20 protein-coding genes are annotated in these 25,814 nt (G+C 42.5%); 15 read left to right on the forward strand and 5 right to left on the reverse strand.

Annotated features, from left to right (window positions below):
• Window positions 1-15: 15 nt before the first annotated feature.
• From P0M11_RS07490 to glgB, 5 genes are all read right to left on the reverse strand, one after another.
• Window positions 16-2,817, reverse strand: coding sequence for a 2-oxoglutarate dehydrogenase E1 component (locus P0M11_RS07490; protein WP_275625118.1), 2,802 nt, complete (start codon window positions 2,815-2,817; stop codon window positions 16-18).
• Window positions 2,818-2,938: 121 nt separating this feature from the next.
• A complete protein-coding gene (locus P0M11_RS07495) occupies window positions 2,939-3,979 on the reverse strand; it encodes a polyketide cyclase (RefSeq protein WP_275625119.1) in 1,041 nt (346 codons plus the stop codon).
• Between the two features lie 90 nt (window positions 3,980-4,069).
• Window positions 4,070-5,338, reverse strand: coding sequence for a glucose-1-phosphate adenylyltransferase (locus P0M11_RS07500; protein ID WP_275625120.1), 1,269 nt, complete (start codon window positions 5,336-5,338; stop codon window positions 4,070-4,072).
• A 57-nt stretch (window positions 5,339-5,395) separates the two neighbouring features.
• The gene (locus P0M11_RS07505) at window positions 5,396-6,805 is read right to left on the reverse strand and encodes a glycogen/starch synthase (RefSeq protein ID WP_275625121.1); all 1,410 of its coding nucleotides are present in this window, start codon (window positions 6,803-6,805) and stop codon (window positions 5,396-5,398) included.
• 102 nt (window positions 6,806-6,907) lie between these two features.
• Window positions 6,908-9,196 carry a 1,4-alpha-glucan branching protein GlgB gene (glgB, locus tag P0M11_RS07510; protein WP_345774357.1) on the reverse strand — a complete coding sequence of 763 codons (2,289 nt, stop codon included), beginning with the start codon at window positions 9,194-9,196 and terminating at the stop codon, window positions 6,908-6,910.
• Window positions 9,197-9,363: 167 nt separating this feature from the next.
• Between glgB and P0M11_RS07515 the strand changes: the two genes are divergently transcribed.
• From P0M11_RS07515 to P0M11_RS07585, 15 genes are all read left to right on the forward strand, one after another.
• Window positions 9,364-10,500 carry an alpha/beta hydrolase-fold protein gene (locus P0M11_RS07515; protein ID WP_275625122.1) on the forward strand — a complete coding sequence of 379 codons (1,137 nt, stop codon included), beginning with the start codon at window positions 9,364-9,366 and terminating at the stop codon, window positions 10,498-10,500.
• Window positions 10,501-10,508: 8 nt separating this feature from the next.
• The gene (locus P0M11_RS07520) at window positions 10,509-11,930 is read left to right on the forward strand and encodes a leucyl aminopeptidase family protein (RefSeq protein ID WP_275625123.1); all 1,422 of its coding nucleotides are present in this window, start codon (window positions 10,509-10,511) and stop codon (window positions 11,928-11,930) included.
• A 139-nt stretch (window positions 11,931-12,069) separates the two neighbouring features.
• Window positions 12,070-13,281 carry an ATPase gene (locus P0M11_RS07525; protein ID WP_275625124.1) on the forward strand — a complete coding sequence of 404 codons (1,212 nt, stop codon included), beginning with the start codon at window positions 12,070-12,072 and terminating at the stop codon, window positions 13,279-13,281.
• 54 nt (window positions 13,282-13,335) lie between these two features.
• Window positions 13,336-14,070: an alpha/beta hydrolase-fold protein gene (locus tag P0M11_RS07530; RefSeq protein ID WP_275625125.1), complete on the forward strand. Its 735-nt coding sequence runs from the start codon at window positions 13,336-13,338 to the stop codon at window positions 14,068-14,070.
• A 183-nt stretch (window positions 14,071-14,253) separates the two neighbouring features.
• Complete coding sequence (locus P0M11_RS07535) at window positions 14,254-14,382, forward strand: four helix bundle protein (protein ID WP_275625126.1); 129 nt, start codon at window positions 14,254-14,256, stop codon at window positions 14,380-14,382.
• Between the two features lie 252 nt (window positions 14,383-14,634).
• Complete coding sequence (locus P0M11_RS07540; RefSeq protein WP_275625127.1) at window positions 14,635-15,594, forward strand: hypothetical protein; 960 nt, start codon at window positions 14,635-14,637, stop codon at window positions 15,592-15,594.
• A gap of 57 nt (window positions 15,595-15,651) precedes the next feature.
• Entirely contained in the window at window positions 15,652-16,779 is a 1,128-nt protein-coding gene (locus tag P0M11_RS07545; RefSeq protein ID WP_275625128.1) for a carboxylate-amine ligase, read from the forward strand.
• A 34-nt stretch (window positions 16,780-16,813) separates the two neighbouring features.
• The gene (locus tag P0M11_RS07550) at window positions 16,814-17,644 is read left to right on the forward strand and encodes a GMP synthase (protein WP_275625129.1); all 831 of its coding nucleotides are present in this window, start codon (window positions 16,814-16,816) and stop codon (window positions 17,642-17,644) included.
• Window positions 17,645-17,729: 85 nt separating this feature from the next.
• Entirely contained in the window at window positions 17,730-18,914 is a 1,185-nt protein-coding gene (locus P0M11_RS07555) for a hypothetical protein (protein ID WP_275625130.1), read from the forward strand.
• 430 nt (window positions 18,915-19,344) lie between these two features.
• Window positions 19,345-19,842, forward strand: coding sequence for a tyrosine-type recombinase/integrase (locus tag P0M11_RS07560; protein WP_275625131.1), 498 nt, complete (start codon window positions 19,345-19,347; stop codon window positions 19,840-19,842).
• 338 nt (window positions 19,843-20,180) lie between these two features.
• Window positions 20,181-20,606: a hypothetical protein gene (locus P0M11_RS07565; RefSeq protein ID WP_275625132.1), complete on the forward strand. Its 426-nt coding sequence runs from the start codon at window positions 20,181-20,183 to the stop codon at window positions 20,604-20,606.
• Between the two features lie 222 nt (window positions 20,607-20,828).
• Window positions 20,829-22,826: a TonB-dependent receptor gene (locus P0M11_RS07570; RefSeq protein WP_275625133.1), complete on the forward strand. Its 1,998-nt coding sequence runs from the start codon at window positions 20,829-20,831 to the stop codon at window positions 22,824-22,826.
• On the forward strand, window positions 22,826-23,455 hold the full coding sequence (pnuC, locus tag P0M11_RS07575) for a nicotinamide riboside transporter PnuC (RefSeq protein WP_275625134.1): 630 nt from the start codon (window positions 22,826-22,828) through the stop codon (window positions 23,453-23,455). The genes P0M11_RS07570 and pnuC overlap by 1 nt, the downstream gene beginning before the upstream one ends.
• Window positions 23,448-24,449, forward strand: a complete 1,002-nt coding sequence (locus P0M11_RS07580) for an AAA family ATPase (protein ID WP_275625135.1) — start codon at window positions 23,448-23,450, stop codon at window positions 24,447-24,449. Before pnuC ends, P0M11_RS07580 begins: the two co-directional genes overlap by 8 nt.
• Before the next feature lie 134 nt (window positions 24,450-24,583).
• Window positions 24,584-25,789: a HEPN domain-containing protein gene (locus P0M11_RS07585; RefSeq protein WP_275625136.1), complete on the forward strand. Its 1,206-nt coding sequence runs from the start codon at window positions 24,584-24,586 to the stop codon at window positions 25,787-25,789.
• Window positions 25,790-25,814: the final 25 nt, after the last annotated feature.

Genomic DNA, 25,814 nt, shown 5'->3' on the forward strand with positions numbered 1-25,814 from the left:
TAAATTTTAAATCGATTAGGCGGTTACCGGTCTTTTTGCAGGTTCGTCCTTACGGTCAAAAACCCTGTTTATAATAGTATTTTGATTTCTTTCGAACATTTTGTGACTTCCCGGAGCAGGTGTACCGCTTGGAACCGGTGCAATGACCTCAATTCCCTGTTCGCGGAAATTCCTTAAAATATACGTCCAGGCACCCATGTTTTCGGGCTCTTCCTGAGCCCAGATCAGTTGTTTGCGGTTACTGTACTTTGCCAGGATTTCTTCCACCTTATCCTGTTGCAGCGGATAAAGCTGCTCCAGTCTTACAAGTGCTATATTCTCACAGGCCAGTTCTTCTTTCTTGGCCAGAAGCTCATAATAAAGCTTACCCGTACAAAGCACCAGTTTTTCCACTTTTGAAGCTTCGGCCTGGGCATCATCCAGAATGGGCTGGAAACTTCCCTGTGCAAGATCTTCCAGCGGCGACACAACGCGTGGATGTCTGAGCAGCGACTTTGGCGTCATTACTACCAGAGGTTTACGGAAATTGAATTTCAGCTGTCTCCTAAGCAGGTGGAAATAATTGGCAGGTGTCGTACAGTTGGCTACGATCATATTTTCATTGGCACAAAGGGTAAGGAAACGCTCCAAACGCGCCGAAGAGTGCTCGGCACCCTGACCTTCGGATCCGTGTGGCAGAAGCATCACGAGACCGTTCTGGATTTTCCATTTTTCCTCGGCGGCCGCCAGATACTGGTCTACAATAATCTGTGCACCGTTCACAAAGTCACCAAACTGGGCTTCCCAAATCGTCAGTGTATTTGGAGAGGCCATGGCATAACCGTAATCAAAACCTAAAACAGCATATTCGGAAAGGTGCGAGTTAAATACGTCAAATCTGCTGTCAGAAATATGTTTCAGCGGGATAAATTCTTCCTCAGTATCTTCCGTTTTCACTACGGCGTGACGGTGGGAGAAGGTACCTCTTTCCACATCCTCACCGGAGATACGTACATTGTTGCCCTCTGTAAGAAGCGTGGCATAAGCAAGCCATTCACCCAGTGCCCAGTCCAGGGAGTTGGCTTCAATCATCTTCTTACGTGTTTCGTAAAGACGGGTAATTTTGTTGATGAATTTCTTATCTGACGGAAGTGTTGACATCTTAACCGCCAGTTCCTTCAGCTGACCCAGGTCATAAGTCGTATCCACCGAATTCTGCATTCCGCCTCTCGGACAAAGCGGGAAGGATTTCCAGTCGTCTTCCATAAAGATGTCCATGGTATTCCTTTCAATCTCCTTGGATGCATCAAAATCCTCATCAAGTAGTGCCTTAAATTCAGTTTCCATTTTCTTCAGCACCTCATCGGAAACGATATTTTCCTTTTTAAGCTCAGCCTTATAGATTTCCCTTGGATTAGGATGCTTGGAAATGGATTTATACAGGTTAGGCTGTGTAAAACGGGGTTCATCGCCTTCGTTATGACCATATTTTCTGTAACCCAACAGGTCTATGTACACATCTTTTCCAAACTGGGCACGGAAGTCGGCCGCAAAGCGCATGGCATGAACTACAGCTTCCACATCGTCGGCATTGATGTGCATTACCGGAGATTCGGTTACTTTGGCAATATCTGTACAGTAGGTAGATGAACGTGCATCCAGATAGTTTGTGGTAAAGGAAACCTGGTTGTTCACCACTATGTGAACCGTTCCGCCGGTTTTGTATCCATCCAGAGTCATCATCTGGGCGATTTCATAAACGATTCCCTGTCCGGCAATAGCACCGTCGCCATGAATAACGATAGGCAGTACTTTTTTGTAATCTTTGTATTTATCATCCACTTTGGCCCGGCAGATACCTTCTACCAAAGCCGCAACCGTTTCCAGGTGCGAAGGGTTGGGTGTCAGGTTAATGGAAACTTCCTCGCCGGAAGCAGTCTTCACTTTTTTGGATGATCCGAGGTGATACTTCACGTCACCGGAGAATACATCTTCCTCAAATTCTTTACCTTCGAACTCGGAGAAAATCTGCTTGTAAGATTTACCGAATATATTGGTCAGTACATTCAGACGGCCACGGTGCGCCATACCAAGTACCACTTCGTCCACACCTAACTGGGAAGACCGGCTGATGAGCTGGTCCAGCGCCGGGATCAATGATTCACCCCCTTCCAGTGAGAATCTTTTCTGACCTACAAATTTGGTATGAAGATAGTTCTCGAAGGCTACAGCCTGGTTAAGTTTGTGAAGGATCTCAGTTTTCTCTTCGGCAGTAAGCTGCGCATGATTTTCATTCACCTGAAGCCATTCGCGGATAAACTTCTTCTCCTCCTCATTATTGATGTGCATATACTCCACACCGATCGATTCGCAGTATATTTTCCGCAGATGGTCTATGATCTGCTGCAGTGTAGCCGCGCCGCTGAGTCCTGTCTCGGCCGCCGAATTGAATTTTACGTTCAGATCTGCCTGTGTAAGTCCGAAGTTTTCAATATCGAGAGTTGGCTCATAATGTCTTCTTTCGCGTACCGGATTGGTATTGGTAAAGAGATGTCCACGGTGCCTGTAAGCGTCAATCAGATTCAGGACCTTAAACTCCTTTTTGATGTCTTCGGGGATTTCTGTACCGGTAATTCCGCCGGAAACTGCTGCTACACTTGCCGGCGCTGCCTGCTCCATACCTGCTTCTTCATCCGCATAGTTCTCAAGCGCGAAATCAAAGCCCTGAAAAAAGGATTTCCAGGAGGGTTCTACAGAATCGGGATATTTTAAATATTGTTGGTACAGGTCTTCAATTAACTGCGAATGAGCAGCGTTCAGGAATGAAAATTTATCCATTATGACAGTAAATCTGTGTTAGTGTTTATAGTAAAATATAAACGTCAAATTTAATAAAAAAAAGCGAGTTGTAAACCGCTTTCAATCAAATTTATCTATCGTGGCGGTATACCTTCGTTTGCTACCTGAATACTGGTAAAATCAGCTTCATCCGTACGTTATTTTCCGTTTCGGGAATCTCCAAAAACACCTGCTGAAGATCTCCGTGACGGACATTTTCTGTTTTTGCGTTCTGAAGCAGCTTTTGTATGGCACGCACGCGTCCGCTGTAAGAACCTTCGTAATAAATTACATAAGACAAGGTTTCGTGAAGGGTTCTGAAAGAAAAGCTGTTGTCCGAGATGCCTACTCTTTTAGAAAGTGGAATGCCCAGGAAATAAGAGATGTCCTTGTCCTTGAAATTATCGGCGTCGGTAATCAGAACCGCATATCCAAACTCATCGTCACGTTTATCCAGGTCATTCAGCACAAAATTATATATTTTGTTGTGGTTAAGCACAATATTGCGGAAAAGCGCATCTTTGCTGCCGGAGGACGAAACATTGATTCCCAGTAAAAGCTGGCCCTCCTGCTGTTCCACCATCAGGCTGTCATATTTTATACTGCTGATCAGCTCATCCTTCTCCACCTTGTTGCTCAGCAAACCATTGAGGTTGGCCATGCTTCTGTTCAGATTTTCTGTGAATTCATCTTCTGTCCACAGGTTGGTGATCCGCGTGAACAGTTTCTGTTTGGGCGTATGGATGTTCCAGATGATGCGTGTTTTTTGCGGCCCTGATCTGATGAATTTTATGTCGATAAGTGTGGGATTGCTTTCTTTGCCCTCAAAAACCTGCATGCGCAGGGTGCGTTCCGGGTTGTGATACCTGATGAACAGCTCACCATTCCTGTCATTTGCTTCATCTTTGAAACTTATCGCAGCATCCTTGCCCTCATAAGGCCGGTAATATTCAATTCTCATGGTCCGGGACGAGGAAAAGTAATCATTCCAGCGCGTAAAATTCTGCAGACGGTTAAACTGCGGAAAAACCTTCTCGACGGGATAATTAATTTCTTTCTCTACCTTGAAGCTGTTACTTTCTTCAACAAAGTAATACATCACGGCAGCATAGATACCCAGAATCAGAACGATAACAAGGAGACCAAATTTGATAATTCGCATGCGCAAAAATAGGTAATTTTTCAGGCAAAAAGACATGCTGACCTACCTTCCGGTTATGAACCGGGAGGTGAATCTTCCGGAAAAAAAGATTTATGGAATATGGGTCCCGGCGGGTATCACAGCACCTTTTTTAAGCACTACTATTCCCTCCTTGATGGAATGGGTCTCAAAATCGCCGTCCGGCACATGATGCCCGCCGATAATGCGGACGTTATCGCCAATTGCGCAGTTCTTATCAATAATAGCGCGTTCAATATAGCAATATTTCCCAATACCCAGGTTAGGCCGGCCCTGCTGATCATTTTTTACAATCTCATCTGTAGGCTGATAGTAATCAGTACCCATAATATAGGAATTGACCACTGTGCTTCCTTTGTCAATACGGGTACGGTTGCCGACGATTGAATTTTCAATCTTATCAGCCATTACGATACAGCCGTCACCAAAGACGGCTTTGCTCACATAGGAACCCATAATTTTTGATGGCGGAAGCATGCGTGCCCGGGTAAAAATCGGTGAGGTACTGAACAGATTAAATTTCGGGAAATCCTGACAAAGGTCAATATTAGCTTCATAGAAGCTCTGAATGGTTCCGATATCAGTCCAGTAACCTTCATACTGATAACTCATCATCTTGAGCCTTCCAATGGAAGCCGGAATAATGTCTTTACCGAAATCATCGCCAGAATTCTCCTCAAACAGTGTACGCAGAACATTTTTGCTGAAAACATAAATACCCATAGACGCCAGGTAATCCTTGCCTTCACTGTGGCTTTTTTCTGACACCTCAGATTTCCAGTCAACCAGCATTTCCGGCGAAGGTTTCTCAATAAAAGAGGTAATGTTACCGCCGTCATCGGATTTAAGGATCCCGAATCCTGTCGCATCCTTCGCGTTCACAGGAATGGTGGCTATGGTAATATCAGCATCATTTTCGCAGTGGAAATCGATCATGTGGCGGAAATTCATCTGGTAAAGCTGATCACCCGACAGTACAAGTATATAATCATAATCATACTTGCTAAGGTGCTTCATGGACTGCCGTACTGCATCCGCGGTGCCCTGATACCAGTTCTCGTTGCCTACATTCTGTTCTGCAGCCAGAATATCCACAAAACCTTTGCTGAAAATATCAAAATGATAAGAATTCTTGATGTGAGAATTGAGGGACGCCGAATTAAACTGCGTAAGGACGAGAATTTTATTATAACCGGAATTGAGGCAGTTGGAGATCGGAATATCAACCAACCTGTATTTACCCGCAATAGGAACTGCAGGTTTTGACCGGGAATCCGTAAGTGGAAACAGGCGGGTACCGCGACCTCCTCCCAACACGATTGATATTACATTTGCTTTCATATTTATCTGTTTTTTTCAGCTGCTTTAACTCAGCTTTTCATGCCGGTTCAAGAGAACCTATTTTCTGTATAAATCTACATAATTTTCCGCAGACTTGTCCCAGGAGAAATTGAAATTCATATTGGAACTTATTAAATGCCGCATCAGTTCTTTGTCGTGATACATATGCACCGCACGCTTTATGGCGTGCACTGCGGCCCCGGCAGTTGCCTCCCCAAAATTAAGACCGGCACCGCCGGTAGTGATATCCTGAACCGTGTCCCGAAGGCCTCCGGTATATCTTACCACAGGAACAGTCCCGTAGCGCATGGCGTACATCTGATTCAGGCCGCAGGGTTCAACCCGGGACGGCATTAGCAGGAAATCGGCCGAAGCATATATTTTGTGAGACAGATATTCTTTGTATCCGAGATCCAGCGCAAAATTAGAGAAGTGAACAGCCAAATCACTAAGCCTCATTTCGGTATGATCTTCACCCGAACCCAGAACCATGATGTTTAGAGCTCCGTAGGTTTCCTGAATACTCTGAACAATGATATCCGGAAGCAAATCTGCTCCCTTTTCGCCGGCAAAGCGGCCAATGAAGCCAATCAGAGGTAAATCAGGATTTAAACCGTACTCCGCACAGAGTTTCTTTTTGTTTTCCCATTTGCCAGCAACAGCGTTGGCAGTGCTGTAATTTTTATCCAAATACTCATCCGTGGCGGGGTTCCAGACTTCGGTATCAATTCCGTTGATGATTCCGTAGGCTTTTTGTTGTTCCTGCTGAACGAGACTTTCCAGACCTCTAAAATTTTGGTAGAGCTCACCGAGATATCCGTTTGAAACAGCATTGAAGGCATGGCAACATTTAATCATGGTCGCCAGCGGATTGATAAATCCATCCCAGTCCAGGATGCGCAGATCGGTACTGCTGTCTATCCAGGGGAAGTAATCAAGCATTTCCCACCTCATTTGCCCCTGATACTCACCGTTGTGTATAGTGCCAATCGATTTTACCCCCTTCAGGAAATAAAATTCGGGGCAGTTTTCAATCATGAATGGAACAAGGCCGGTATGATAGTCATGACAGTGCAGTACGTCCGGTCGGATTTTGGCTGTAGTTAACCAATGAAGCACCGCCTGCTGAAAGGCCAGGAACTGATAGCTTTCATCATGGTACCCATAGGGATTGTCACGGTCCAGCAACCCGGGGATCTGTATCAGATACAAACCAAAACCAAGCCTATCGCCTTCTTCCTTCAGTACATGAATTCGCAGCTGGTTGGGACCCTGATAGATGTGACCGTCAAATACAGCAGTAAAGTGACCGTCATGCACGTAAGGTTTATTGTACCAGGGCATTACCACGCTTGCAGTAATACCGGGCAATTTGTTCTGGTATTTGGGCAGTGCGCCCACCACATCAGCCAGTCCGCCCACTTTGGCTATGGGAAAACATTCCATGGAGAGATGATAAACATCCATATAATCTTTTTCGTGTTTAATTAAGTTGCCGGATTACGCCGGACCGTTGTGATTCATTCCTTTTTCTTGCCGGAATTACTTGAATTGGCAGCCTTTGCGGGCTTATTTTTTTTCTTTTTCAGAAGAAACCTGCGGCGAGCCGGAAGTGCGGTTATCTTCAAGCGTCTTTGAATCGATTTTCTGTTCTGTCTTATCGCCCAGAACTGAGCTGGATGAAATCACCGCAGAGCCCGGCTTCTTAGCCATACTCTTCTTTACCGGTTTTTTTATTGTTTTTGCAGCAGTTGATTTCGCCTGACGGGCAGGTTTCTTAGCCTGCTGAAGTTCAATGGTCTTCGCATCGATTTTCTTTTCACTGTCGGCTGTACTTTCGGAACCGGCAAACAAACCCGGCTTTTTATCTTTCTTAGGTGCTGTCATTTTTTCTGAAGTATTAATTTTCTTGTCAGATTTACTTAAAGCGCGCCGCCGACGCACCTCTGATGGTTTTTGTTGTTGGCGAAGTATTACCGCCGCCAGCGGGGGCAAACTTAATACGATGGCATTGGGCCGGTACATCCACTCATCATCCTCTTCGTCCAATACCAGCGCAGGCGCGCCGCTGCCGCCATATTTCGGGTCATCGGTATTCATCACAATTTCCCAGGAGGTACCCTCATTCACGCCAATTTTATAATCCATCACCCTGGGCGTCAGATTTAACACGGTCATCAGCACCTCTTCATCCGGCTGACCTTTGCGCAGATAAACAAAAACACTGTTGGCACCGTCATTAGCTTCCACCCATTCAAAACAGGAAGGAGCGAACTGATTCTTATGCAGCGCGGGCTCAGCACGATAAAGCAGATTGAGGTCTTTCACCAGCTGTTGCATTCCTTTGTGATAAGTATGCTCTAGCAAATGCCAGTCCAGTGAAGCATTAAACTTCCATTCGGCGGTCTGTGCGAACTCATTTCCCATAAACAGCAGTTTGGCCCCGGGATGCGTGAACATATAGGCGTAGAGTGCCCGAAGGTTGGCAAATTTCTGCCATTCATCGCCCGGCATTTTATAAATCATGCTCGCCTTGCCATGAACCACCTCATCATGCGACAGGGGCATCATATAATTGGCCTTGAAAACGTAAGCCGACGAGAAAGTAATTTTATTGTGTTCAAATTTACGGTTAATGGGGTCTTCCTTAAAGTATTTCAGGGTGTCGTGCATCCAGCCCATCATCCATTTCATACCAAAACCAACACCTCCGTCATGAACAGGCGTTGTAAGCAGAGGAAAATCCGAGCTTTCCTCGGCAATTGTAAGCACGTCCGGAAAATCCCGGTAAACAGCTGTATTAAACTCCTGCAGGAAGGCTTTGGCCTCAAGGTTCACATTTCCCCCGAACATATTGGGAATCCATTCACCCGGTTCGCGTGCGTAATCCAGATGAAGCATCGAGGTTACTGCATCTACCCGAAGACCGTCTGCATGGTATCTGTCCAGCCAGAACATGGCATTGGAAACGAGGAAAGATTTCACTTCGGGACGGCCGTAATTAAACAGATGTGAATTCCATTGCGGATGGAAACCCTGGCGCGGATCTTCGTGCTCGTACAGATAAGTGCCGTCGAACAGGTGGAGTCCGTTGGCATCGCCGGGAAAATGGGACGGCACCCAGTCCAGGATCACCCCAATATTGTTTTTATGAAGCTCATCGATCAGGAACATAAGGTCCTGAGGTGCCCCAAAACGCGAATTGGCAGCAAAAAAACCTGTAATCTGATACCCCCAGCTGGGTTCATACGGATGCTCCATTACAGGCATCAGTTCCACATGGGTAAAACCCATCTCAGTAATATATGGAACCAGCCTTTCTGCTATTTCACGGTAGCTCAGGAAACGCTCGGGATCGTCTGTACCGCGCATCCATGAACCCAAATGTATTTCATAAACAGAAATCGGCGCGTCCAGACAGTTGTTTTTAAACCTTCGCGACATCCATTCAGCGTCATTCCATTCGTACCAGGTGGTTGATACAAGTGACGCTGCCTGCACATTCTGTTCGAAACTAAGCGCATAAGGATCACTCTTTTCCAGCAATGCACCGGTTTTGGTCCGAATGGCATATTTGTACTTTATACCCCATTTAATGCCCGGGATGAATCCTTCCCAAATACCGGAGCCGTCCCACCTGGGAAACAGCTTATGCAGTTCCGGATTCCACGAATTAAAATCCGAAATTACGGACACTTCCTCAGCATGTGGTGCCCAAACCGAAAAATAAGTTCCGGACTTGCCGTCCTGATCAGTTTCATGGGAACCGAACTTATCATATAACCGGCAATGCTTGCCTTCACGAAAAAGGTAAATGTCATGCGCGGTGAACCGTGAGTAGGGATATACATTCTGCATAATTATAGTACTAGGGTTGCTGAAAGGCCGTAAACCGGTTTGAAGTATTTCTTTCAAAAATACATTAAAATTTCCAGGTTTTGCTGCAAAACTGAGATGTGCTAACAAACAGCATCATCTTCTGCAACGGTTTTTTATCTTTACTTTTGAAACTGTAACAGCAGCTGATGAAATTCAACCTTATTTCCGCCGAAAAAGACAGCCGGCCTGTCTATATTACCGGCAACTTCAACAACTGGGATCCCCGTGACGGGGACTTTCAGCTGGAGCTCCTGGCTGATGGCAAATACACCATAGTCATTCCGGACCACCTTCTGCCGGAGAACATCGAATATAAATTTACAAAAGGCGGCTGGGAAAATGTAGAAATTGACCGTTACGGCAATATCACGCATAACCGAAAGATCCAAAAAGCTGAAGAAACAGAAGACATTGTTGAGAAATGGCGTGAAAACTGGGCTCCTTTCAAAAAAGAATATTTTCCCGTCATTGAACTTATCAGTGATGAATTTGCCATACCCCAGCTGCAGAAAACCCGCAAGATTTGGGCATTGCTTCCCTATAATTATTATAAAACCAACCGCCGCTACCCTGTTCTTTATCTTCAGGACGCACAGAACCTGTTCCACGAAGGGTCTGAATTCGGAAACTGGGAAATAGACAGGAAATTATCTCTTCTGGCAGAATACGGCCGCGGCGAAGTCATCATCATTGCCATTGAAAACGGCCGTCAGGACCGCATCAACGAGTACATCCTGGAGCCCCATGCTCTTGCTGAAGATGCGGAAGGTAAAAAATACATACGTTTTCTCGCCGACACCCTTAAACCTTATATAGACCTAAGGTACCGCACCCAACCGGAGCGCGAATTCACGGGAATTGGCGGCAGTTCGCTGGGTGGCCTTATCAGCATATATGGTGGATTTCTCTATCCGGAAGTTTATTCCAAACTGATGATTTTCTCTCCCTCGCTTTGGGTAAACCCCGATTATGATTTCCCGATGATGAACTTTAAATCGCCCTACAAAACCAGGATCTACATGTATGGAGGGCTGAAGGAAGGTGGGGAGATGGCGGAGCGGATGAAGGAATTTGAAAAGCGCATGGAATGGTCGGAGAATCAGTACTCCGTCCAGTTTGAATTCAGGATGAGCTTCAACCCGGAAGGTGCACATCAGGAATTTTACTGGTCGCAGGAATTTCCGCGGGCCGTGGAATGGCTTTTCTTTGATTCCGGTGACGATCCAAAAGAATTTGCCGAAAAAGCGGCATCAGCTGCGAATACAGACACAGAAAATTTATAATATCACTCATGAATATTACTATTAAAAAACAGGGCGCTGACCAAAAAAACATCGGTCAGCACTTTATTTTCGTAACGGAACAGCAGTGGAAAGAACATGGTGAATCTTATCAAAAATCCACCGGTGACCAGTTTTCAGCTAAGAAAGAGGAAACTTTCACTACGGTCAGTGATAATAAAGTGACCTTCTTCATAGGTCTTGGCAATGACCCTAAGGACTATGAAGTGCAGGAAACCGCAGCCCGGTTTTCGTGGAGTTTCCGGAACAAAATAAAATCTGAGCCTACACAACTCACCTACCTCAACCAATCGAATGATCATATTAAAACTGTGATTACCGGCCTCTTCCTGGGCACCTATGAATATCCCTTCAATAGCCAGCATCCGTTTCTTGCTGAACGCTTCCAGTTAATTTGCGATGCAGACACCTACCTGCCTGATACTGTTCAAGTGGAAGTTATGGCTTTATGCGAAGGCGAATTTGCCTGTCGGGAATGGCTGAACAAACCTCAGAACCATAAAAAGGTGCATCACTTAACACAGTTTCTATCTGAAATATCGGAAAAATATGGACTGAAGAAAACGGTCTTTAACCGGGAAGAATGTGAGAAACTGGGCTTGGGTGCATTTCTGTCTGTAAACCAGGGCAGTGCACAGGATTGTGCATTTACCATTCTTCAATATAATTGTGGCGTAGCGGATGCAAAAACAATTGGACTGGTAGGCAAATGCGTCCTTTTCGATACCGGCGGTATTTCCATCAAATCATCCGACAATCTCCATTATATGAAATCCGATATGGGCGGTGCTACTGCAGTTATTGGTGCCTTGATCACGGCAGGCGAGAGAAATTTACCTGTAAATATTATCGCTGTGCTTCCGGTAACCGACAATGCCGTTTCGGCCAGCGCCTATGTTCCAAGTGACGTGGTACGCGCTTATAACGGTAAGACCATTGAAGTCATCAACACCGATGCCGAAGGCCGCATGACCCTTGCCGACGGACTTTCATATCTGGCGGAAAATTACAAAACCGATATCATGATCGACCTGGCTACTCTTACCGGCAGTTCGGTACGGATGTTTGGCGGAACCTGCGGCGCTCTATTTACAAATGACCTTTCACTTGGAGCTCGCCTTCAAGAGGCGGGTGACCGTACCAATCAACGCCTCTGGAACATGCCCATGTGGGACGTCTGGTTAGACGATTTTCAGTCAGATGTTGCCGATTTCAAGAACATATCGCTGAAACCCGTAGGTGACTGTATTGTAGCCGCCAAATTTCTGGAACAGTTCATCGGTGGCCACCCAAGTTGGGCACACCTGGATATTGCAGGGGTTGCTTTCGGGTCTGTTCCCTATGCTAAAGAAAAAGCCGCCACGGGTTATGGCGTACAGCTGCTCATTAACTTTATGGAAAATATAAGTTAACTGCTTCCATAATTTAAAAAAAAGCAGTATTATTGATATATTTATAAATCAGCATGTTTTCAGGTAAAAAGATGGTGATTTAAAATATAAACGGTTGTTTTATTTCGTTTATCTCAGTCATTTCAGTAAAACACTGCACATGGAAACAAAAACAATTGTCTGCATTTCCTGTTATTTCAAGGGGTTCGATTTCATGGACGAGCTCCATCTGCTGGGCAATAAGGTTATTCTGATTACCTCAGAACATCTGAAAGACAGGGCCTGGCCTTGGCATGCGATTACTGAATCTTTTTACATGAAGGAAGAAAGCTATTCAGTCTGGAATCTGGACCATCTTGTGCAGGGTTTCTCACATCTGATGCGGAGTACAAAAGTGGATGCCGTGGTGGCCTTGGATGATTATGATGTAGAGAAAGCAGCACTTATACGGGAAAATTTCCGCATTCCGGGCATGGGTCAAACCACGCACCGCTATTTCCGCGACAAACTGGCCATGCGGCAGCGCGCTCTGCACAATAATATCAGTGTACCGGAATTCACCGCTATTTTCAATGATGACGAAATAAACGGTTTCGTTGCCAAAGTGGCGGGCCCGTGGGTACTGAAGCCCCGCTCGGAAGCTTCAGCTACCGGAATCAAGAAAATCAGTGACCGTGACCATTTATGGGAAACCGTCAATAGTCTGGGGGAAGAAAGATATTTGTTTCTGCTGGAAAGTTTTAAACCCGGCGATGTCTATCATGTAGACAGCCTTACCTATCAGGGCAAAGTGCTTTTCACATCCGCTTCCAAATACCTCTCGCCACCTATGCAGGTTGCTCATGATGGTGGTGTATTCCGTTCGCAGACACTGAACCACACAACAAAGGACTTTAAAGAACTGGAAGCACTGAACAGAATACTGCTTTTAGGATTTGGACTTATGAACGGTGCTACACACAGTGAGTTTATAAAAGGTAAAGCTGACGGCAAATGGTACTTTCTGGAAACTTCGTCACGTGTGGGCGGTGCGCACATTCCGGATCTGGTGGAAGCGTCCACAGGCATCAACATCTGGCGTGAATGGGCCCGTATGGAGGATCATCTGCTTAAAAACATACCTTATCAAATTCAGAAACCTACCGCTTTTGCCGCTGGTCTCCTGGTGGCACTTACAAATAAAAGAAATCCGGAGTATGCCGAATTTATGTGCGATGCCGTGTACAAGTTTCTCCCTATTGAAAACCATATCGGAATTGTATACAGGTCCAACGACGACCAACTGGTGAGGAAGTGTCTGGATGAAACCGCTGAGAAAGTGACCAGCCAGTACCTCTCGGTTATACCGCCAAAAGACAAACCGACTTCATAATAATGATGCTCATAAGTTACAGAATCCGTTAGCCATCTGCTTAAAACAAATGATATGACCAGCACCGAACATACAGATTACTACTCTCATATCCTGGGCATGAGCCTGAAGGTAGAAGTGACAGGACATTATGGTTATCCCATTCTTATGTTTCCCACATCCCGCGGCTCATACACCCAGAATCATGACTTTAAGCTGAATGAAAGCATCGATTTTCTGGTGAGCAGCGGCAAGGTAAAACTCTACAATATTGAAACCTTGGACTCCGAAAGCCTCTATGATAAAACCCTGAGTCCCCAGGACAGGATCTATATCTATGACCTTTGGGTGCAGTTTATGAGCCTCGAATTCATTCCTTTTATCCAAAAGTCACATCAAACCGCAAGGGTGGCGCTGGCAGGCGCGAGTTTTGGCGGCTATCATGCGGCGAACCTGGCCTTCCGGCGTCCGGATCTCGTTTCGCATCTGTTCTGCCTTAGCGGCGCTTTTACCATCCGGAATTTTATGGACGGTTACAACAGTAACCTTGTCTACTTCAACTGTCCGCGTGAGTTTGTACCTTATGATGAAGCCTGGAAATACAGACATATGCATATAGTTTTAAGCACCTCCGACCAGGACATCTGTCTGGAGCAGACACGGGAAATGTCAGCTATACTCAGTGAGAAACAGATTGATCACTGGTACGACGAGCAAAAGTGGATTTCGCACGACTGGCCGCTTTGGCGTATGGTATTTCCTACGTTTGTGGGAAAGTTTTTTGGGAGAAACAGGCTGGAGGAAGTTTGATGATGTGAATTTGTTTTCAAAAATGATAACAGGAAGTTTTCATTCACTGAAATTAAAACAGATGGCAACGATAAGCAGGTTTGAAGATCTTGAGATATGGCAGACCGCGCGGGAACTTAGCAGGGAGGTATGCAGAATTGCTGACCGAGATATTTTAAGTCGGATTACAGATTAAAAAGTCAGATGAACGCCGCAAGCGGTTCAGTGACGGACAATATTGCTGAAAGATTTGAACGTGAAGGCAATGCAGAGTTTAATCAAACACTGTACATCAGCAGAGGTTCAGCCTGGGGAATCAGATCGCAACTTTAGAGAGCGAATAATCAGGAATTCATAACTAAAAAAGAGCTTACTGACCTTTTACAAAGACATGAAGTATTATGCGTGAAGTTTAGGAGTTTTATTGAATATTTAAAAACAGTAGACCTAAAATGCTTTAAATACAAAAAACAATAATGGAGCGGAAAGTTTATCACAATTTTTTTTCAACTCCTTCATAAACGCTCAAACCCCTCAAAAATTCGAACATTAGAACAAATAAAATAAACCTAAAACACAAATATTATGGCAAAAAAAGTAGGAATATTATTCGGGATGGAAGACACCTTTCCATGGGAATTCATCAATAAAGTAAACGAACTGGGTAATGGTGAAGTAACCGCCGAACCCGTGATGATAGACAAACTTGAACAGGGCGCCGATTACGGTTATGCCGTGATTATAGACCGGATTTCGCAGGATGTCCCATTTTACCGCGCATACCTGAAGAATGCTGCCATATGCGGGACTTATGTCATCAACAATCCATTCTGGTGGAGTGCCGATGAGAAGTTCTTTAACAATGCGCTTATGTCCAAGATTGGTGTGCCGTTGCCTAAAACTGTGCTGCTGCCTTCAAGCTCCAGGCCGGCGGAAACTTCGGAAACATCTTTCAGGAATATGAAATTCCCGCTGGACTGGGATTACATCTTTGATTATGTGGGTTTCCCTTGCTATATGAAACCGCATGACGGTGGCGGCTGGCGCAACGTGTACCGCTGCACCGACAGGGAGGACCTTTGGCAGAAGCTGAGCGAAACCGGCGAACTTGTAATGATGGTTCAGGAAGAGATCGTCTTTGATGATTACTACCGAGTGTACTGCCTGGGGCAGAAATACGTGCACATTATGCCTTATGAACCCCGCAATCCCCACCATTTGCGCTATGCCACCGAACATCAGACCCAGGGCGCACAGCGCAAAAAACTGCTTAAAACCATTACGGATCTTACCCTGAAAATGAACAAAGCACTGGGCTATGATTTCAACACAGTGGAGTTTGCGGTTCGGGACGGAATTCCCTATGCCATCGACTTCTGCAATCCGGCGCCCGATGCCGACCGCAATTCTGTAGGCGAGGAAAACTTCGCCTGGATCGTAGAACATGCCGCCAAACTGGCCATTGAAAAGGCCAATGAATATGTGCCGGGCAAAACCAATATCGCCTGGGGAAATTTTGTTAAAGATGGGCTTGGTAAAAAATAATCCGGCTGATCCCAACTTTCTTGAAATCAGTCATTAGCATCACAAAAAACACAAATCATGCATAAATTTACAATTGGCGTCGAAGAGGAATACCAGATCATTGACGCCGAAACCCGCGACCTGGTCTCACACGTATCCAAAATCATTGAGGGCGGAAAAGCCACGCTGGAGGAGCACCTGAAACATGAGATGCACGAAAGCGTGGTGGAAATGGAAACCGGCATCTGCAACAATATCCAGGAAGTCAAGGCCGAACTTACTGATCTCCGCAAACGCCTCATTAAGGTGGCACACGAAAACAATCTGCGTGTAGCCGGCGGCGGCACACATCCCTTTTCACGATGGGAAGACAATCCCATAACCAAAGCAGAACGCTACGACAAGATTGTGAGTGACCTGGGCGATGTGGCCCGCTCCAACCTCATCTTCGGACTGCACGTGCACATCGGCATTCCGGACCGTGAAGAAGGTATCCGCATCCAAAATGTCATGCGTTATTTCCTGCCGCACGTGTACGCCCTTTCCACCAATTCGCCCTTCTGGGTAGGCAGCAACACAGGGTTCAAATCGTACCGCCAACAGGTTTTTGTAAAATTCCCGCGTACCGGGATCCCCAGCTATTTTAGTTGTGTGGCCGAATTTGACGCTTATATTAACCTCATGATCAAGACCGGAACTATAGACAATGCCAAGAAAATCTGGTGGGATTTGCGCGTTCACCCATTCTACCCTACCATTGAATTCAGGATTTGCGATATGCCGATGCGCATAGAGGAAACCGTTTGTCTGGCTGCCATTATGCAGTGCCTGGTGGCCAAGATTTACAAACTTCACCAGCAGAACATGAGTTTCCGCAGTTACCGGCGGCTGCTGCTTACCGAAAACAAGTGGCGCGCTTCAAAGGAAGGTATCCATGCGCATCTTATTGATTTTGGCAAGGAAACAAGTGTTCCCTATGTGGATTTACTAAAGGAATTACTGGAGTTCATTGACGATGTGGTGGACGACCTGGGCTGCCGCACGGAGGTGGAATATGCCTGGGAAATTATGAAAAACGGCACCGGCGCCGACCGGCAACTGAAGGTTTATGAGGAAACCGGATGCCTGAAAGCCGTGGTGGATTATATGATTGCCGAAACGGAGTACGGGATTACGCATCACAATGACCCTCAATTAATTATATAAGCGTAATTTTGCAGGTCCTAATAATTGCACCCCTATGAAAAAGATAAGACTGGCCCTGCTGGACATGAACAATAACCACGCAAACCAGGGAATGCGGAATATTACGGAGATTGCCCAAACCTTCAAACAAAACTCGGATGAGGACGTGGTGATTGAGCTTTTCGACGTGCGGTACAAAAATGAAATGCCGCGGGTAGAGGATTTTGACATCTTTATCTCCTCCGGCGGTCCCGGAAATCCGCACCGCCAGGGACATGCCTGGGAACAACCCTATGCGGATTTCCTTACCGAAGTCTGGGAATACAATAGAAACAGCGCAGACCGGAAATTCCTTTTCCTGATCTGCCACTCTTTCCAGCTTGCCGCCATTCATTTTAAGTTGGGCAACATCTGTAAGCGTAAATCCTATTCTTTCGGGGTTATGCCTATCCATAAAAATGATCATGGTGAAAAGGATTTCCTGCTGAAAGGACTGCCGGAACCTTTTTATGGAGTGGACAGTCGTGCCTATCAGTTTATAGAACCCAACCTGCGCAAAATGGAAGAACTGGATATGAAAATCGTCGCTCTGGAAAAAGTCAGGCCGCACATCCACCTGGAACGCGCCGTAATGGCCATCCGCTTTTCTGATGAGATTTTCGGAACGCAGTTTCATCCCGAAGCAAATCCTGAAGGAATGATTAAAAGTCTGGAAATAGCCAAAAACCGCGAGGCTATGATTGAAAATTATGGTATGGAAAAGTATTTGGAAACCGTGGACCGCATGAACGATCCCGATAAAATCCTGCTTACACAGACCCAGATCCTGCCCCGCTTTCTGGAACATGCGGCAAAGGAAATCATCCGCGACCTCACTACAGCGTAACTCTATTGAAAATGACCGGCTAAAGCCGGTTTTTTTTATTCTGAAAGCTAAAAATCCATATATTTAAGTACCAAAAACACAAAGGATGATCGCAAAATACAGAGAACAGTTCAACAGGGAATTCAATGCGGAAAAATACAATCAGGTTATAGAAAGTCTTACCGAAAAAGGCGGCATAAAACCTCCGTTCCGGGTTTCCGAGAGTCCCGTTTTCCTGACGGAAGAATTCCGGTCCAAACTGCAGTCGGCATGCGACAGTATTATCGCGCAGATTAAAAATATGTCTGAAGCCGAACTGAGCAAAGCTGTTCCTGAAAAGTATCACCTAGCTAACGATACCGCCCAGCCGCATTTTTTCACCATTGACTTTGGTATCTGCCAAAATGAACAGGGCGAGGTGGAGCCACAGCTCATTGAACTTCAGGCCTTCCCTACTCTTTATGGTTTCCAGCGCGAACTGCAGAACACCCTCTGTGAAGTCTATACATTCCTGAATGAATTAAAACCCGAAATGACCGATGAGGAATACTACAGCGAACTCAACAAACTGCTTATCGGCAATGAAAATCCTGAGAACGTAATCCTGCTGGAAATCCACCCGCAAGAGCAGAAAACCAGTATTGATTTCTACATCACCGAAAAAAAGCTGGGCATCAGGCCCGTTTGTCTTACCGAAGTAAAGAAAAAAGGCCGCGAACTGTTTTACGAAAAAGACGGGCGGCTCGTTCAGATTAAGCGGATTTATAACCGCGTGATCTTTGACGAGCTGGACCGTATGGACAATTTAGTTACTGAATTTGACTTCCGCGATGATGTTGATGTAAAATGGATTACCCACCCCAACTGGTTCTTTAAGATTTCCAAATTCCTCCTGCCAAAACTCAACCACAAATACGCACCCAAAAGCTACTTCCTGACTGATTTCCCCGACACCGAAAACCTCTCAGACTTTGTACTTAAACCACTCTTTTCTTTTGCCGGTGCGGGTGTAAATTTAAATCCCACCGAGGAAATCCTTTCTGAAATCACCGACCCGGAGAATTACATCCTGCAGCGAAAGGTAAATTACGCACCCCTGTTTAAAGATATCAACGGCGATTTAGCCAAAGCCGAAATCCGCCTGCTCTACATCTGGCACCAAGGCGAAGACCGCCCCCAACTTATGGAGCACTTGGTGCGCATGACCAAAGCCGATATGGTAAATGTGGATTTCAATAAAAAAGACGCCATCTGGATTGGAGCGAGTACGGCGTTTTTTGGGGAACCATAATCTTACTAAATCCTGCACAAAGGGAAACCTGATAACTCTACACCAGATGGAAGCATTAGTACGTTTTAACTTTAAACCTGGAACTCATTGCAGGCAGAAAGTCGATCAGACAGACCAGCAAGGAAGCAGAAACAGAGCTTCAAAAGTTCAAAGCACATCTGTTTTCAAGGCGCTATAGTCCAAATACTGTTAAAACCTACACAGATGCCTTACGTTCTTTTTTGCTGTTCAATAATGAAAAAGAAGTTTCTACGATCACCAATGATGATTTCATCCACTATAATACCCATTATATACTGAAGAACAACCTGTCTTCTTCTTATCAGAATCAAATCGTGAACGCTATAAAATTATACTTTAAAACCGTACAGGAAAAAAATATAGACATAGAAAAGTTCATAGGCCGCGGAGGGAAAAGAACCTGCCCAATGTGCTGAGCAAAGAAGAAGTGAAAGCCATTCTGGAAGCACATAACAACATAAAACACAAAGCGATGTTGTCCCTGATATACAGTTGCGGTCTTCGGCGAAGTGAACTCCTTAGTTTAAGACTGACAGATATTGATTCCAAAAGAAATATTGTCATTATAAAGCAGTCGAAAGGAAAAAAAGACCGGATAAGACCATTATCTCCGAAAATCCTTCCCCTCCTTCGAGCCTATTATATAGATTACAAACCAAAAGTTTGGCTTTTTGAAGGAAAGGAGCCGGGAAGCATGTACTCTGAACAGAGTTTACAGCATGTGTTAAAACAGGCATTGGCAAAAGCTTATATTAAGAAACCTGTCACTTTGCACTGGCTGCGCCACAGCTATGCTACGCATTTGCTGGAGAGCGGTACAGACTTAAGATATATACAGGAATTATTGGGACATAACAGCAGCAGGACCACTGAAACCGAGCATCCTCGGTTCATGAAAACCTTTTAAAAAAATGCGATTTTTGAATAAATTTACACGCATGTAAGTACCAAAAGTTTGCAGCAGATTAAAAGTCCATTTGATGACTTGTGAACAAATTGTAATATATTTGAGAAAGAGATAAGTATCACATTTGTGATACATATCCCCGCAAAATTGTTTGGATATGTATCATAACGTGATACATATAAGTAAGTTATAGCCAATTTTAGGATGACACACCAAAATGCAAGACAAACAATTTGAAATAGAACTTTTAGACATTCATTGGTTGGAAGACACCCCTGAAGAAATTGACTTATGTGCTCACGGTCAAGTGAAAGTTAGAATTGGAAATGAAATTGTTGTTGACCGAAGAGAAAAAAGAAAATCACTGGACATTAAGTGCAATGTCAGTTCATTTATTAAGAACAGTTGACAACAATCACAACCCAGATAGTTTAGTTGGTGAACATTTGATTCCTTGCTGCGGACACCATATTGACCACCTTGAAAATAATACAGACTTTCATATTCAAGGTTGCTTTACAGGAATCAATTATTGGGTTCAGCATATTGACCAAAATGTTAAGCTGAAAACGGAATCAAAAACAGAAATTGTAATACCGAAGAAAGAGTACGAAATCGAAATAATAAATTTTGTTGACAAGGTAGAAGAATTTTATAAGAAAAGTAAACCTAAACAAATGCCTGATGACAATTACGACAGAACGGGATACGAAATGATGTGGAAAGAATGGAAGCGAAGAAGAACTCAAATTGACACGAAATGAAAAGAAAAACTGGCTATAACAGCAGCTACAAGCAAGTGGAGGTTCAGTTCTTCTATGAAAGTGAAGTGCTAAATCAAAGTTTTGTACTTTTAATGAAGTTCAGTGCTAAAAATCCCACCTGCTTGTAGCTGCAAACCGTTATGCCCAATGCTAAAACGACACTGCAACCAAAAAAATGACAGCTCGAAAACGAGCAATCATAGACTAAAATGACCATCAAGAATGACAAAATATTTAACACTTTTCATTTTAACAATTTTTCTCAGTAAACAACTTAAAGCCCAAGACACATTAAGACTTGACACTTTGCAAACCTTAAAGGAAGTGGTTATTACCTATCAGGCAGACAAACGAACGCCAATGACCTTTCAGAACATTTACTCAAAGGACATAAAAGCAAAATCAACTGGGCAAGAACCATCATTCTTGCTTTCTGAAACACCTTCAATTACCAACTATTCTGACGGTGGAAATTCGCAGGGCTATTCTTATTACAGAATTAGGGGAATTGACCAAACAAGAATTAACACGACATTTGACGGAATGCCAATGAACGAACCCGAAGACCAAGGGGCGTATTTCTCAAACTATCCTGACATTCTTAATTCGGTCAGTAAAATTCAAATCCAACGTGGTGTAGGAACAACTAAAAACGGAGTGGCGAGTTATGGGGGAAGCGTTCAACTATTTTCACCAAACCTTGCCGATACAACTAAAACAACATTTGGTTTAGGCTATGGTTCTTTCAATAGTATGCGAGTGTTTGGCGAATACAACAGCGGAATAAAAAACAAAAAAGCCCTTTATGTCAGAGCTTCACAAGTTTATTCGGACGGATACAAGTATCATTCTTCCAACAATTCGCAATCTGTATTTTTAAGTGGCGGACTTTTTTACGACAAATTTACCTGGAAACTCAACTTTTTGGCAGGAAATCAGCAAAATGATATGGCTTGGATTGGAGTTTCAGATAGTTTAATCAACATCGACAGACAAACAAACGGAAACCACAAACAAGAAAAAGACCGTTTTTTTCAAATGCTGACCCAATTACAAAATCATTGGCAAATCAATCATTCTTCTTCGCTTCAATCAAGTGTTTACTATACTTTCCTAAAAGGGAATTATGACTTTGACCTAAACAATTTCTTGGGAATGCCCTCCACAAACGAATTGTATAACTATGCTGTTCAATCAAATTTCGTTGGTATTTTCAGCAACTATACTTTTTCAAAAAAACAGTTTAATCTGACATCAGGAATTCACGGAAATATTTACAACAGACAACACACAGGAAGTGAAAAAGCACTGGGGCAGCTTTATCAAAACACAGGATATAAAAATGAAATGAGCTTTTTTACAAAAGCAGATTATACGTTTAAAATGCTTACATTTTTTGCAGACGTACAATATCGTTATGTCAATTTTGATTACAAAGGTTCGGTTGCTTTGCAAAAATTAGAATGGAATTTCATCAATCCAAAAGCGGGGTTGAGTGTTGCAGTCAAGCCAAATTACTCGCTTTATTACAGCTTAGGATACACAGGAAGAGAACCAACAAGAAACGATATGTTTGGCGGTAATGACGATTTGTTGGCGGACAGTTTGGGCAACGCAGTTTTGTTCAACACAAAACCCGAATATGTGCTTAATCACGAATTGGGTTTCAGGTTTAAAAAAAGCAAACTGAATTTCGATGTAAACCTTTACTATATGGATTTCAAAAACGAAATTGTTTTGGACGGAAAATTTGGTCCAAATGGTTTGGCTCTTACCAACAATGTAGAGCAGAGTTTTAGAACAGGGCTTGAATTAAGTGTAAACTACAAAGTTTCAAAACATTTTTCGCTTGTAAATAATTCATCTTTCAATTACAGTCGCATAAAAGAACAAACAGAAACATTCAGCCCAATACTTACACCACCAATCATCATAAATCAAGAAGCTGTTTTTTCTAAAAATAATTTTGCAATCGCATTATCAGCAAGATACCAGCATCATTCATTCATTGACTTTGCTAATGAAGAAAAAGTGAATAGTTATTTTCTTTTGAACAGCAGAGCAAGTTACAGCATTAAAGGTTTTCAATTTTCCGTATTCCTGAACAACATTACAAACGCAAAATACTTTAATCACGGATATGTGGACTTTGACGGAAGCAAAAAGTATTTTGTGCAAGCACCAACAAATTTTTACGCATCAATTCAGTATAGTTTTTAATGACATTTTTTGACATCAACAATATCGCTTTTGAAATAATCGGCTATCAAATCAGCTACGTTGAACTGATAGGTACATTGTTTGGATTTATATCAGTTTATCTTGCAACAAAAGCTAATATTCTCACTTGGGGAACAGGAATAATCAATGAGTTGTTTTTGTTCATTTTATTCTTTCAGGTTCAGCTTTATTCAGATATGTTTTTGCAGGTTTTCTTTTTTGCTGTTACGCTTTACGGGTGGTATAATTGGAAGCAAATACCGAAAGAAAACAGCATCACTAAAACCGAACTGAAAACAAAAATTTGGCTTTTATGTGCAATTGTAGTGGGAACAGTTATAGTTGGTTTCCTTATTTCAAATATTCATATGTACTTGCCTCAATATTTCAAAACCGAAGCATCATATCCGTATGCCGATTCGTTTGTAATGGTATTGAGCATAGTTGCGACAATTCTGCTTGCTCAAAAGAAAATTGAAACGTGGTATTTATGGATTGTAGTAGATATAGTTTGTGTATTCTTGTTTTACAAAAAAGGAATTGTCTTTTTAGCGTTAGAATATCTTGTTTTTCTTGGATTGGCAACTTATGGATTGTTGAATTGGAAAAAGCAATTAAACAATGGTTAAAGCATTTGTATTCGGAAAGTTTTTGCCTTTTCACAAAGGACATGAAGCGATGATAAATTTTGCTTTGACGAAGTGTGATTTTCTTACGGTTTTAGTTTGTTGTAGCGATAAAGAAAATATTCCTGTCCCGACAAGACAAAAATGGATTGAAAAAACTTTTGAAAGGGAAAATAAAATTGAAATAAAAAGTTACAATTATTTGGAAAGTGAATTGCCCAATACTTCCGAATCTTCGCAAGAAGTTTCAAAAGTTTGGTCGGCTATATTCAATGAATTTTTCCCCGATTGTGACTTAGTAATTACCTCGGAAGAATACGGAAATTATGTTGCTTCATTTATGAAAATAGAACATATTGCTTTTGACATCCCAAAGCAATTATTTCCTGTTTCAGCTTCTGCCGTTCGCAAGGACATTTTTACAAATTGGAAATTTTTGCCCGACAGCGTAAAACCCGACTTTGCAATTAAAGTTGTGGTGCTTGGCACAGAAAGCACAGGAAAAACGACATTGACAGAACGACTTGCCAAACATTTTAATTGTAGTCCTGTAAAAGAAGCAGGTAGGGACTTAATTGCTAATTCCAACTCATTTGAATTTGACGACTTACATCTTGTTGCTTCCGAACACGCTAAACGAATTGACAAGGCAGTTTTAGAGCAAGGTCCGCTAATCATCATTGACACGGACATACACATAACAAAATCATACGCCAATTTCACGTTTGACAAAACACTTGACGTTGAGAGCAAAATCTATAATTCCAACAATGCGGACTTATATCTTTATCTCAACAATGATGTGGAATATGTGCAGGACGGAACACGTTTAAGCGAAAGCGAAAGAAATTTGTTAGACATTTCACACAGACAAATTTTGAAAGACCATAATATAGAAATTATAGAAGTAAAGGGCGACTGGGACGAGAGATTTGAAAAGGCAGTTGAACAAATAAACAAACTAATCGCAACAAATGGAAAGAAGCACTGGGCATAACAGCACCTATAAGAAATTGGCGGTTCAGTGGTTAAATGAAGTTCAGTTTTCCAATGAAACTTTTCTGCAAGTTGACAGTCTTGTGCTTCGAAATCGCCAACTTCTTATAGCCGCAAACCGTTAGCAGAAATATTATGACAAACCATGATAAAATTAACACGCTTGTTAAAATTGCTAGTTTAGAATTCGATAGAAGTAAAGAAAAAGTTTATAGAGTATTTACGGGTTTTCCTATTCAAATAGCATTTGTCGGGACTGATAATTATTTCTCTCTTAGAAATACTTTAGATGATTTATATAACTATAATAAAGAAATTTCAAATACAATTTCATATAAGAATTTTGAGAAAGAATTAATTAAATTAGTTAAATACCTTATTACTGAAAATAGAAAATCAACTAATGAAGATTTTCAGAATATAATAAATCGCTTTCTAGAATCACCGATTATTGAACATGAAGTATTTCATGAAATTTTTGGCATTATATTGAACATTCCTGAAAAGAATTTTGGCAAATTTTCTATTTATAATATCACCTTATCTGAAGAAATTTTAAAAAACAAATACATTTTTGGTTCAGACTATAATCGTTATTTTGAAGACAGAAAAAGTGACTATTTTATAGGAATTAAAATAAAAGCAAGAGATCATTTAAAGGCAAAAGAAATTTCATTTGAAATATGTGAATATGTTGAAAATATTTTCAATTACATGATTGGTGACTTGAAGCATTTAAGAATGGTTGGAATTTTAAATTATAGAAATTGGATATCTCGTGAAATTATTACTTGTAATGAGAAAAGTATAAATCATAGTTCAGAAAGTGAAATCAAATTATTAATTGACATTGACGATGACCACTTCTTAACATCCTCAAATGGAAATAGACAAATTTGGGATTTATTAAATAATGAAAATAAAACAAAAATTCAAGAAAGAATTTTGAAGTCTATAATTTGGATTGGCAATGGCGTTTATGATACGAGTTCATCAAAAGCTCTTCTGCAATTCATTTTTGCAATCGAAGGAATGTTGCAATATGATTTAAAATCATTTATTTCTCCTTCAATTGTAAGTCAATTAAGTGAATCGATCGCATTTATTTTAGAAGATGAAACTGAAAAAAGAAAAGAAATTTCAAAGCTTTTCAAAAAGCTATATAAAGAAAGATCCTCTATAGCGCATGGAAATCAAAAAACCATCGAATTAGAAGACCTCACTTTAGCGTTTCAACTTTCGAAAATGTTAATAATAAAACTACTTACAAAAAAACCATATTGTAGTTTTTCGACTATAGATCAACTGAATGATGAAATTACAAACCTAAAATTCAGATAATACTTCTGCTAATAACTAAGCTTTC

The organism is Kaistella sp. PBT33-4 (assembly GCF_029194425.1).
In the GTDB taxonomy this organism is placed as follows: Bacteria; Bacteroidota; Bacteroidia; order Flavobacteriales; family Weeksellaceae; genus Marnyiella.